The sequence below is a fragment of the Rhizobium sp. Root1203 genome, assembly GCF_001424945.1.
In the GTDB taxonomy this organism is placed as follows: domain Bacteria; phylum Pseudomonadota; class Alphaproteobacteria; order Rhizobiales; family Rhizobiaceae; genus Rhizobium.
On sequence record NZ_LMCW01000012.1, the window covers coordinates 764,526 to 776,540 of the forward strand.

Below are 12,015 nucleotides of genomic sequence, written 5' to 3' on the forward strand. Positions count from 1 at the left end.
ACGGAGCACTATTGATCTCTAACCGGTGTCACCGGCTCTACTATGACTGAAGCCAATGGTAGGCAGTCCAGCATTACTCGGCCGGTCCGCAGCGCAACCCGGATCGGTCGGTAGCCAAGTCATCAGCGCACAAGGAACTCGTCCCAGGCAGGCCTGCCCTGCCCGGGACCATATTCGAAGCAAAAAGCAATCAGGGATGGGGAAGCAGATTCAGATCAATAGACCATAGGAATTCAGCAATATGAGCCAAGTGCCCAAGTTCGGTTTTTCCGCCTTCTTAAAGTTGATCAATGCCAATCCCAATCCGCAGAAGCGCCTTGTCCGTGACCGTTTCCGTCCGAGCACCGGGGGATATGATTTTCACAAAAGCCTTAGACAACGCGTCCAGCGGATCGCGTTCGAAAACCTCGCCTTCGAGGACGCCTTAGCATCGACAGCTGATATCGGAAAAAAAGCCGAGCGCGAATCGGCCATCAAAGGCCTTCGTCAATTTTCTCAATGGCGACAACAGAACCCCGGTTCCCTATCGGCCTGTGACGGTTTTCTGTTCAGCAGTCCCAAGGGGCTTTTCAAGGTCGAGTTTACACCGAACTTCCTCATCGAGTTGAACGGCCGTCGTACTGCAGTCCATTTGTGGAACACACGTCAAACGTTGAGCGCTGGCCTGGTGAATGCATCTCTCTGGATGGTCGCGAATCGCCATCCGCTGAACGGCCGTCCAGATGATTTTGCTGTCCTGTCGTTGCAGGATGGCCGTCTGTTCAGATGGTCTGACGCGAACAAAGAGACTGCAGCATACGGCGAGAGATTGCTGGAGGTGCTTGATCTAGACTTCGCCAACGCCCGGCTTGAGTTTGGCCTGCCGGGAGTCGTCGAGGGAGACGCGCCGGAAATCCCGACCCTGTGAACGTTTCCTGATAAGCAAACCTGAGGCGGCCAGCCCGTCCAGGGCCTCGTCCTTGCTACCCCGCCGTTTGACTGAAGCGCATGGCCGAGAACTAGAGCGGCTCGACGAGCTAGGGTCGATGATGCTGTTCAGTGTCCGAAGCTGTTCCCCGACGCCAATGCTCTTTCAGAATCACCGCAATTCCTCGGACGGTCTTATCACCGATATCTGCGAACGGAGCGCCCCAACCTGACAAATGCTCCTTCAGCCGAAGCTCCGCGCTCTCAAACGCGACGTCATTGCCTTTTCCAGTTGCCGTGTCCGAATTCGTGCAGGCGTCAGGCGGAGCGTCGGTGATTGGAAATCGCATTTGAATCTCCAGAAGGCACTTACAAAATGCTCATGGCAACGCGACCAGCAGTCAAGGGGGACGCGTGGACACCGGCATCATTGGATGCCAGCCGGTACGGCATCCGACGCCGCTTGCGCTGGTAGGAGCGCTGTAGATTTTGTCGCGCCATTGGAGGCGTTCACTTCGCTCCCCATCAGCTCCGCCAACCGATCCGGCGTCAACGACCCCACCTCGATCAATTCGTTCGCGATTTCATCAAGAAGCTGCCTTCCCTCTAACAGGATCGTCTTCGCCCGTTCGAACTCCTCCTGCATCGTGCGATGCACCCGTTCCGATAAATGGCGGTCGAACTGACGCAGCCGCTCAAGTTCCGCATCCTCGGCGGCAAGGCTGTGCCTGAGGGTGCCGCCCATTCCAAACCGCGACTCCAGCAACGTCGCGATCCTTGTCGCGGCGGCTAGGTCGGAGGACCCACCGTCCGCAAACGCCCCGAAAACAACTTCTTCGGCCGCGATCCCTGCCAGCATCACCGCGATCTGGTCGCAGTAAAACTGTCTGTCACGGCGCGCGATCAGTGGCATGTCGAAATACGCGGCACCGCCCTGAGAAGATGCGTTCTGTGCGGAGATCGCGTCGACGATGGTCGTACCGATGAAGAAACCGTGCTTGAGACGAGTACCGACGAGCGTGTGTCCGCTTTCGTGCACCGCGATGAAGCGACGCATCTCCCCTTCAATTTTCACCGTCGGGGGAAGAGAGGCCCTCACATCTTCGAGGCAAACGGGCCGTCTTGCTTGCCGTGCAATACGACGTGCTTCGCGCGCAGCCTTCGCAAGATCGGCACCGGACATATCGTGTGTCGCAACCTTCAACACTTCGAGGTCGTCAGCTGCTAGATCGCTTTTAAGGTGCGCGGCCAGAATGGCGATCCGGTCCGCCGCATTTGGCATCCCGATCTCGATCAATTGGTCGAGCCTTCCAGACCTCAGGATAGCGTGGTCGATGTTTTCAAGATTGTTGGTCGCTCCGATAATGACAACGCCTTCTCGCCCCTCGATGCCATCGATTTGTTCAAGGAGCGCATTAACTACCTGCGTGCTGTAGTCTTTATTGTCCGGCGCGAACTTCGATCTGTCGCCGAATGAATCGATCTCATCGATGAACAGGATGGAGGGTGCGGCCATCTTGGCCTTCGCGAAGGTAGTCCTCATCGCTTTCAGTGTATCGCCCAAGTGGCCAGCGGCCTGCCATTGGCCGAGCGATCCGGCAACCAGTTCGACCCCGCACTCCGCTGCTAGCGCCTTGGCAAAGACCGTCTTTCCAACGCCTGGTGGCCCGTTCAGAACCAGCCCCTTATCGACGTCGTCCCAAGGAATGGTTCCGATAGACCAGGCGTAAAGATCGCGGGCGAGTTGCAGGCCCCACTCCTTCGCTCTTCCATATCCGTGCATGCCTGCCAACGACCCCGAAGCCGGTACCGGCTTGGGTTTGCCAGCTGGTTCTTCTTCACGGTGCAGGGACGCCATCCGCCGAAGGATATCATCTAGACTCCTCTCACTCCGCAGCGCGATCCACATGTGCTCTTTTGGATATTTCAGCAGCTGCAAAGCCTGTTCTTCAGTCATTCGCATCTTGAGGACGACTCGTGCCGCGATACGCAGCTCTCTCGCGCAGATGGGTGCGAGGTCCAGGATGCTATCGACCGCAACTTTAATCCCGGCGGGGATCACGGCATTGAACGCCGCTACCATGATCGAACGGTTCTTGCTCCCGCATTCGACCTCGAATTCGGTCAAGATTTTCGCTTCCTTCATGGTGTCATCAAGGATCATATAGCCAGAGTCGGCTTCGCGAATCTCATCGTTCGGACAGAGCAAATGGAAGGCTGCAGTGCTGTATTCGCCCGGCGTCGTTCCCTGCGGGGCACGGAGCAAGATGTGACCTGCCCCTCCCGATGCAAATCGGACATTCCCGCGAACTGCCCGTTGCATGGTCACATATAACGCGTAGTCTTTCGCACGCTTCAGCGGCGTCCGCTTCTTAAACATCGGTTTTCCTTGAGCTTTGGTTTCAGTAGCGCGAGCAGCGAATGACGCTGTCGGGGCCGATCAATTCTTCGTCCATATCGATTGTGATCAGACGCTGCAGGATCATGGAGAATATGATGGGAATGGCCTTGGTACCGGATGCCATGGTGATGGCCTCGGACAGGCGGAGTGATCCAGCTTCTTTGAGGGCCGAAAGCAGGATTACGCGATCAACGAGGCTGGTTTCGACGCGGGCGTATCGGATCAGGTCTTTGGCGTTTCGTAGTCTGACCGGTGGAAGATCATCCTCCGACCAAGCCTGATAACGAAAGCCCTCCAGCTCGGCGACACGCGGGACCCAAGACGGGACTGGCCGCTGCCCAAGGATGTCGACCACGTAGCTGTCGCCATCGTCTCGATTGACGAGAAAGTCGGGCAGATGGAGATCGGTGCCGTCGCTAAAAGACCTGGACTGGCACGACCAGCTTTCTACGGTCTCATCAACGTCCAGAAGGCATGCTGCGTCACGCGCAACCTGACTCCGGAACCTGGGCGCGCCGATGCAATAAACTGTGTGAAGGGGATGGAAAATTTGTGACTGCGAGGACGCTTCCGCGTGACGCGACTGACCGATGTTCATGACACCCACTCATCGAATACGAGTTGACCCAGCCTCGACGGAGGCAGTGGTTCAGGCCGTTATTCGTATGAGTTGAGCGATCTTTTCCATGGATGGAACATACGCAGAACAGGTTTCGAGAGTCAACAGGACCGAAAAAAATTCGGTCCTGCCTATGCCGTTCAAGCCGAGCCCGAGTGTAAGCCCGGCGCGGAGCGTCAAAACTGATCGGTTCCGTTGTTGATAGAAATGATGTCGTCCCTGAGAGATTTATAAAACTCCCGCTTTGCCTCGTCCTCGCTCCCAAATTGAGATGGGTCATGGTGGATCAGCCTCGCGAGCTTATCTGATCTGCGCAGGTCAATGGCGGTGAAGTAGTCTTTGAGCCTTAGCTTTCTGTTCCGATACCGAGTGTCAGTGTATCCCATTGTTTCGATGACAACGGTCCTCGACAACGGCCTCGACAAGACCTCGATGAGGAAATCCGGGATACAAGCGGGCTGCGTTTCGCCTTCCATGTTAACGTTCATATCAAACAACGGTTTGGTCAGGCGAATTTGGATGTCCCGGTTGGAGAGGCCGAATCTGCATCTCTGTATGGCGTCAATGGTCTCCCGCTCCAGTATGCTGTCTGTTAATGCCCACTTTGCCCAGTTCATGCATGGATGTGCATAGGCACGTAGCACTGCAGGATAAGATGACTTGGCGTCGGGTTTCCCTATCAGGCAGATCGCCAGGTAAGGATGTCGGTTGGCTGCCTCTCTTTCTCCGAATACGGCAATTCGCCCCAGGACGGGTACCGGAGAAATCTGGTCATTATTAAAGAAGATTTCTCTGTCTCTAATATCGTGAAAATTGCAAAGAAGAATGCCGTGAGGCCTTGAAGCCCCCCAATCATCCGCGTTCTCTGCTGCAATCCTGCTTTTAAGGGCGGGCAGCTCGCTCAAGCCAACGGCGATCCAATCGTTCAGAAAACGGCCGTCAGCGATCTCGATTTGCGTTGCAGCTGCTTTAATTCTTCCGGTCATAGCGTTGAATCGTTCCAGAGTTGGAAAATGATCCTCGGGATTGATCTCTTGGACCCTCGCCTCCGTCAGTAGTTCACAAAGCATTCTTGCCAGGCCCGGACGTGGCGTCGACCTGTTGATCCGCTCCACCGGCGTATTGGGTTTGCGCACCTGCGTCTCTTCGCTAGGACCTCTCGCCAGCCTGAACTTCAATATGCCGTTCGCCCGAGGCCGCCGCTTATACGATGCGCGCACCCGCGTTGCCGAAACAGGGTCCTGGTTGAATTCGCAGACGTCCGAATGTGGTACCAAAGGAGGCTGAGGCGGATCAGGGTCGCGACGAAATCCGGCGTTCGTAACCGGTATCAATCTGGGCTTGATCCGTTCTGTCGGTTGACAGTCACAACCTACCCACATCGAATTTGCGCTGTAACTGTTTATCAATGCTAAAGCCACGGGCCGCAATTCCGGTCCAGCGAAGAAACCGAGGCCCTCGCGGAATATCTCCTCATCCTTATCGGACATGTCCACATGCCTTGTTACCGGACGCCGGTGTATGACAGTCAAAACCAATGATGTTGTCCCTTGCAATGAAATCAAAAATCCTGATGCGATGAATAGTCAGGCACTCATTGCTATGTCCCTTAAGCGTTCGATTGAATTTGATGAAAGCGGCTTTTACGTATTTGACCTCCCTGGCGATGGAGAATGGGAGGTCTCGATTGATTTTTTCTACAGGCCCATCGATTTTCGATTCCCAGAACTTCTCATAACTGCGAAGTGGCCTGGAGGACCTGCTCTTGGATTGCCTGACGTTAGAACAGCCGCCGATTTACGGGAGCGACTTGTTTCGCTCCGAGATGGCGCATCCAGAGAGGTCATCACGATCCCTGAGTTGCCTTCGATTTTCGCAGGTAACTTATTGGATGACCTTATCGCGGTTCAGCTGGCAAAATGGCAAGAGGCAGAAAGTGTTCGCATCTCGCTATGTGCCTAGGTGAAGCTGGGTGCCCGCTTGCGAGCGCTTTAAGGTGTCGTGTTTCAGCGCGTAGCACCCGAGTTGTAGGCTGCAAGAAAGCGCCATTCCAGTCCGTGCCAGCCCATGCCATCGAGATGCTGATGAAGAGCCGCTCGTCGGGCGTTTCGGCTGAGTGGGCTCTTATCGACCAGTAATCGAAGGAAGCGGTGACGTGTAAGCGGTGTTCCACTGCCACGTCGTGGTCGCCGCTCTGATTTGCGATCTCCCATCCCATGGTCTTTCAGTGAAATGAGTTCAGAAACGAGTGCTGAAATCGCCGACGATCCGAGGAGCGTCCTCCCTGACCCCCATGCCGTAATCAAGATTGGCTCGCATCCAGAGAACTCCACTCTCGTATGGGTCTTCGGCCATTTTCTCCGGTCCGGCATCAGATATTCGAGTGGCCATAAAGTTCGTAACGCAAGTGACGCCTTCCCGCACTTTCTCGTGACGGTCGATAGGGCACCACTGCTTACGGTCATCGAAGGGTACCCAGACCAGCCCACCTTCAAAGCATGAAATCGCGCGATATTTCGGAGCCATGATAACGCGTCCGTCTATGTTGGCGAGACCCCACAACTTCTGCCCGTCGACCTCTCTGCTGATCAGGGTTCCGCCGTCGTTTTTGCAGGTTAGTGCGGCGCGTCGCTCATCGGATCGATTGGGTTCGGTGCGTCTATCGCCTCGGCTGTTGATCCAGAAATCCTCGGCGTCGCCTTTGACCGCATAAAGGCCTTCATCGTCCGGCCGCAGCTCCTTGTATTGAAGGTCTACGGTAAAGCGACCATTGGTATTGGCAATGCCCCACTTGCCATGAGCCAGAACGCCTGCGTGCCCTTGGATGAACTGGTAGGTGTTGTCGAAATAAGGCGGGTCAAAGAGAAGTTTCCCATCGGCACCTACAAAGCCCCATTTCTCTTTGAGCTTCACCGCCTTTGGGAAATCGCAGTCCCTACCTGGATAGGTGTTCTCAAAGATGTAAGAGCTGGTTGGCTGGCCATCCTTGACGATTTCGAATCCACCGTCTCGGGCCAGGAACTGGACACCAGAGCAGGACAACAACACCTTTGCGTTTCCGGGATTTTCGACGATTTCGCCGTTGCGGGTGAGCCCAATCCATTCGCCATTTTCTCGAACTTCGAGAACGGTGCCGGGTTCAGCGAAGTTGACCTCGTCAAACAGGCCACCGCCGATCAACTGGCCATCCTCATTGAGGAGGCCTATTTTCCTCGTCTCGTCGAAAAACCGATACACACCGTTACGATAGCCAACGATCTTACGCGGCACCATCGGGAGCGCAGAATTGCCGTTCTCGTCGACGGACCCGCATTGGACAGCTTGGTCACGGCGGCCATTGTCGTCACCTTCGGAGACGCAAACTATAGCGCGGCCTTCCCAAAGCTGGTTCACGCCAGTGTATTTGGGTTTCAATTTCCAGCTTCCGTCCGGCGCGAGCAAGCCAAAAACCTTATCGCCTTCGCTTCTGGCCCAGACGAAGGTATTGAAGTCGAATGCGTTGATACGGAGCCCGGCTTTGAGGGTTTTGCCAGAGAACAAGTCCACCAGCGCAAATAGGGGTACTCCGTTGTCCTGGCGCAAATAGTCGGTCGTGAGCCGCTCGTATCCCATCGCATAGGGTGACTTCCATTTACCGGAAAGTACGAGTGCGGCCGTCTTGCCAAAAGGGATCGCACGACCGTGTTCAGGTCTCAGAAGCCATTTGCCATCGCTGTCGATGACACCGACATGTTCTCCGATCAGCGCCTCGGCATGACCATTGCGAAATTCCCCTACTAGATCAAACTGTGGGGAGATTACGACATTTCCGGTTCGGTCGATGTAGCCGTACTTTCCCTCGATGCGGACACCAGCCAAGTCCTCGGAGAAATTCATCACGCGCTCGAACTCTCTGGGAATGCGCCGTTCTCTGCTTCCCCGTTCGACGAAGCCGCAGAGATTGTAAGTGCCGCCGCAATCGGCGATCCAAGCATCGTTGCGGCTGGTCTGCGCCCCAACGGTGTTTGTCCAAAGGACCACCATAAGCATGCTTGATGCGAGAATTGAACGAACTGCAAACGATGACATTGTCGGCTCCATAACACCAAAGGTTTGAACCGAGCCAATATGTCTGAAGTGTGATTGCCGAGCTGGACAACCAACGACAAGACTGAGGGGATGCAGGTGACCCGTAAGCGATGTCCGCATCACACCGGCCAGAACATTCATCCATTGCAAAGACCGAACCAACCCTCCATAGTTGCGCTCGATGTAGGGTTGGGTTGTGATGATTAGACAAACTTACGATCCAAAGGTGACGCGAGAACTCGCGGTAATAAAGGTTATATTCCCTTTGATTGGATTGGTGATCTGCGCGACCATTCTTGGCCTTTACCTATGGCGACTTCATCATTTTGAGCGTTCCGTTGCGACAATAGATGCCGTTTGGGAAGAGGAAGTCAGTCGTCGTGGCGTGACGGTCATAACGATGGCGGACCTATCTTTTTCAAGGACCACCGCCACCGGGGAGTCCTTGCCGTGTAGATACCGGTTTGAGATCGGGACGCCTCGTGATGGCTTCAAGGTCGGGGACAAGCTCGACATCGTGCCAGCGACCGGTACTTGCCAACGGGCTGATGTCATCGGGCGAAGCGAGCAAAATCCCTAGAGTTTCGGAGTGTTCCACGGCAGTAGCTCATCGAGCTTACTCTGCTTGTCGCCGTTGACGATGGCGGTCAGCGTGGCGCTCAGATACGCCAGCGGCTCCACGGCATTGAGCTTGCAGGTTTCGATGAGCGAGGCGATGGTTGCCCAGTTCTCTGCTCCCGCATCGTGGCCAGCGAAGAGAGAGTTCTTGCGGTTCAGCGCTATCGGCCGAATGGTTCTCTCAACGCTGTTATTGTCGATCTCGATGCGACCGTCGGTCAGGAAGATACAGAGGCCATCCCAGAATTTGGCGATATAGGCGATTACTTCGCCGAGCGGCGACTTTCCAGCGACGCGGGAACGATGAAGCGTGAGCCATGTCTGCATATCGGCGACCAACGGCGCTGACCGTGCCCGCCTTCCAGCGAGGCGGGCGTTGGCGTCGAGACCGCGCAGCTCTGCCTCGATGCGATAGAGTTCGCCGAATAGACTGATGGCTTCGTTATCACCCTACTCCCTAAATCGAAAGGGCGTTGGAAGGTTCATATGATGCATGTCGACTCCGGCTATTCCCCCTCCTGGCCGCGCTGGCAGGACAGCCTCGATCAGGCAAAGGAAGTGGCATGGATGACCCTCGACAACGCGATCAACTGGATCGCGGAGGTCGAGCGAGATCGGGCGGCTGAGCGCCAGCGCGGTCGTCGTCGAGCCGTCAATCTCGATGACTAGCCCTGCCACGGTTTATGACAAGTCCATCTGCACCATGAGAGTGGCTGGTCCGACCCTTTCAAATCCTGTGGGAACAGCCGGTCCTACGGTTCCAGGAACGGAACGCTACCGCATCATGCGTAAAGCAAAGTGAGTGAGGTAAATGAAGATGGGGTCCTGCGTTGTATGCGGTAGCGCCGCCGAGATAGGTAGCAACGGTGATGTCCGTCAGTTCCGTTGTGACCGATGCGGACCCTTCGCCATAACAACCGCGTCCATTCGAGAGCGTCGTAGGTTCTAATTACACCACGGTCGAGGCGTCCTCGGGCAACGATCCTTGCCGCAGATGAAGGGGACCGCGAGCCCTTCAGAAATCAGAATTTTCCCGACATCCCTTCCGTTGATCGTGAGGACGCCGCAAGAACGGCCATAGTTGCATTTATCTGACCCTTCCGTGCCGGGCTTGCAAGCACCATGGCACCTGCAGCATGCGATGTCCCGGAACTCTGTTTGGGCGACGGGATCGCATGCGGCTCCAGCTACAACTAGGGTCGGACAACTCCCATCTGTATCCATTCTCGGTAACGTGCCGTCGCTGCATCAAAACCAAGGCATTTCGCGACGCTCTCACCGCCTATCATAGAGACGCTCCTCCGGCTTACATTGTAAACCGCGTCCCCCGAATGAAGCACGACGTCTACCGACAGCACGGTGTATATGACGTCGAAGAAAACAATTCGATCCGTCGATGGCTTGGAATGCAGCCGGTCATTCCAACCCAACCTTACCTCGACGCCATTATGGCCGATGAGCGCCGCATTTATGAGGGTTACCGACAGAACCGCGCAAGATCGGAAGAGTTGGACAAACAATTGGAGGGGTTGGGGATCACTGGCGAAGTTCGGATCATCCGGCGCTTTGATCTAGCGACCGGCGAAAGCGATGAGGAGATCGTCGTTACTGCTGACAACGTGCCGCGACTAACTAGCAGCTGAAGCCGACCGCCCGTCATCGCCCGAACCTCGGCGACATTTTAGGGGTTGGTTCCGGCTGGGGGCGAAAATGACACGCTAAGCAAGCCGGTCACTTGCTCCACGTGAGCCTTCATGGATTTTGCTGCCGGAAGCCTTGGTTTGCATGGGCTGGTAGCCATCCAAAATAGACGATAGTTCATATGGGACGGCGCGGCGGCAATGCGCCAGAGGCGGTCAATGAACCACACGTTCACTCTGTCAAGTGAGTTCTTAGTTGTTCGTTCCTACGCTCAAAAAACTTCGTCTTGAAGGCTAGATAAGCAAGCGCGAGTAACACGCCCATCCCGACATATATGTTAACGAAAAACACAGCTAGAAGTCCCATAGCGATGCCGCTTCCGAAAATTAGCCCGAAGCTGATCGAATACGGCTTCCCTTTCCCTCCCCATCCCGTAGCGACCGAAATAGTCAGCCAAGACAGGAAGATGACGGTGAACGGGCCCCATTCAGAGAGCCAAAAGGATCGAAATAAGACACCGGCCAAAATAAGCCCTAAAATAACTGACAGAGCTTTCGCCATCACACTCTCCGTCCAATCCGCCTCTGGAACGACGCCTTTTTATGGACTCCAACTTTGCGATGACATCAGCGCGAGAATAACCCCCGCGAGAGAAGTGTTCGCGGATACAACCTGTAAAGGTTTAATAACTGCTTTGCTTAGGGCCGACCGCTGCCCACCAGTTTGGCAGGAAAGCGCCAGAAGCAGACATGTCAGGGATGATCCACTACAAGTCAAACACCTGCACAATCTTGTTCGCAATCTCGGTCGGCGAAAGATCGTCGCTGTACACCGTCAAATCATAGGTCGCTCCGGCGTGAACTCGTGGAAATTGCCACCTCGCGAGCCCGTGCAAACGGTCGCCCCGGCTTTTCTCGCGGTGTTCCAACGTTTCGAGCTTTGCGAGAACCCCGACTGTTCGGAATGAGAACGGCGACAGCAGAGTTCGGTACTCCTCGAACCCTGGGTCGTCACCACCCATCAGGACATCATCGACTACCAGATTCAAACCGGCCTCAGCCATTGCTCGGACCGCGCAGCGCATGCCGTGAAGCAGTTGTTTTCCAACCGAACCTTCCCCGATCACCACTTCATAAGTGCCATCTCTGGCGATCTGAGAATAGGTAAACGTGGTCGAATGTTTTTGAAGCGATTTGGGCAACATTTCCAGGAAGGCATCCATTTGAACATGCATCAATGGGTTAGAAACACGTTCCTGAAGAGCCTTTGCTATGGAAGACTTGCCGACGCTTCCCACGCCATTCAGGAGAATTATGTATGGACGTGGCAATGTCACGAGTGACCCCCTTTAATTACCCATTCGGGAGAATAGCAACATTCCGTCAAAATTCTAAGACTGCTCAGGGGTCGACTGCCGTCATGGCGCATAAGCGCCAGAAGCGGACATTTTGTTTGTGGGTGTTATCGTGTTCGGACGAACGTCATGGTTCGCCTTGCTCCCGCCCAAAACATTGCAACCCCATACCATAGGATCGTCACTACGATCTGAGCTGCGACGGGCAGCAGAATGACCTCCTGCGCAAGGGGTCCATTTTGTTCGTCAGGGATGTCAGCTAGCCCAAGGTATGCAAGGAGGAAGATAGAGCATAGCAGCCAAGCCGTTGAAATCGCATGAGGTAGCCATTTGAGTTTCTTTTGGCGTCGTGAGGCGACCACTGCCACCGTCAGCACCAAAACATTCAATGTCAATATCAGTGTCATA

General features: G+C 55.1%; 10 protein-coding genes and 2 pseudogenes. 4 read left to right on the top strand and 8 right to left on the bottom strand.

Annotated elements, in window-relative coordinates; translation table 11 throughout:
- Positions 1-241 precede the first annotated feature (241 nt).
- Positions 242-907, top strand: coding sequence for a hypothetical protein (locus ASC97_RS14405; protein WP_057468985.1), 666 nt, complete (start codon positions 242-244; stop codon positions 905-907).
- A gap of 426 nt (positions 908-1,333) precedes the next feature.
- Here the strand turns inward: ASC97_RS14405 and ASC97_RS14415 are convergent, their stop codons facing one another.
- From ASC97_RS14415 to ASC97_RS14425, 3 genes are all read right to left on the bottom strand, one after another.
- Complete coding sequence (locus ASC97_RS14415; protein ID WP_057468987.1) at positions 1,334-3,286, bottom strand: AAA family ATPase; 1,953 nt, start codon at positions 3,284-3,286, stop codon at positions 1,334-1,336.
- Between the two features lie 22 nt (positions 3,287-3,308).
- A complete protein-coding gene (locus ASC97_RS14420) occupies positions 3,309-3,905 on the bottom strand; it encodes a hypothetical protein (RefSeq protein ID WP_057468988.1) in 597 nt (198 codons plus the stop codon).
- A gap of 197 nt (positions 3,906-4,102) precedes the next feature.
- Positions 4,103-5,416 carry a hypothetical protein gene (locus ASC97_RS14425; RefSeq protein ID WP_156390372.1) on the bottom strand — a complete coding sequence of 438 codons (1,314 nt, stop codon included), beginning with the start codon at positions 5,414-5,416 and terminating at the stop codon, positions 4,103-4,105.
- A gap of 31 nt (positions 5,417-5,447) precedes the next feature.
- Between ASC97_RS14425 and ASC97_RS14430 the strand changes: the two genes are divergently transcribed.
- A complete protein-coding gene (locus tag ASC97_RS14430) occupies positions 5,448-5,888 on the top strand; it encodes a hypothetical protein (protein WP_156390373.1) in 441 nt (146 codons plus the stop codon).
- Positions 5,889-6,164: 276 nt separating this feature from the next.
- On the opposite strand, the gene ASC97_RS14435 is transcribed toward ASC97_RS14430, so the two are convergent.
- Complete coding sequence (locus ASC97_RS14435; RefSeq protein WP_057468991.1) at positions 6,165-7,994, bottom strand: WG repeat-containing protein; 1,830 nt, start codon at positions 7,992-7,994, stop codon at positions 6,165-6,167.
- 576 nt (positions 7,995-8,570) lie between these two features.
- Positions 8,571-9,038, bottom strand: a pseudogene (locus tag ASC97_RS14445) (IS66 family transposase); the annotation flags it as partial.
- Positions 9,039-9,098: 60 nt separating this feature from the next.
- Between ASC97_RS14445 and ASC97_RS14450 the strand changes: the two are divergent.
- The gene (locus ASC97_RS14450) at positions 9,099-9,281 is read left to right on the top strand and encodes a hypothetical protein (protein ID WP_057468994.1); all 183 of its coding nucleotides are present in this window, start codon (positions 9,099-9,101) and stop codon (positions 9,279-9,281) included.
- A 276-nt stretch (positions 9,282-9,557) separates the two neighbouring features.
- Here the strand turns inward: ASC97_RS14450 and ASC97_RS35290 are convergent.
- A pseudogene (locus ASC97_RS35290) lies at positions 9,558-9,731 on the bottom strand (thermonuclease family protein); the annotation flags it as partial.
- 212 nt (positions 9,732-9,943) lie between these two features.
- On the opposite strand from ASC97_RS35290, the gene ASC97_RS32970 reads away from it, so the two are divergent.
- Entirely contained in the window at positions 9,944-10,255 is a 312-nt protein-coding gene (locus ASC97_RS32970) for a hypothetical protein (protein WP_156390374.1), read from the top strand.
- Positions 10,256-10,484: 229 nt separating this feature from the next.
- On the opposite strand, the gene ASC97_RS14460 is transcribed toward ASC97_RS32970, so the two are convergent.
- Both ASC97_RS14460 and ASC97_RS14465 read right to left on the bottom strand, forming a co-directional pair.
- Positions 10,485-10,814: a hypothetical protein gene (locus ASC97_RS14460; protein WP_244481463.1), complete on the bottom strand. Its 330-nt coding sequence runs from the start codon at positions 10,812-10,814 to the stop codon at positions 10,485-10,487.
- A gap of 205 nt (positions 10,815-11,019) precedes the next feature.
- On the bottom strand, positions 11,020-11,589 hold the full coding sequence (locus ASC97_RS14465; protein ID WP_244481464.1) for a chloramphenicol phosphotransferase CPT family protein: 570 nt from the start codon (positions 11,587-11,589) through the stop codon (positions 11,020-11,022).
- Between the last annotated feature and the right edge of the window lie 426 nt (positions 11,590-12,015).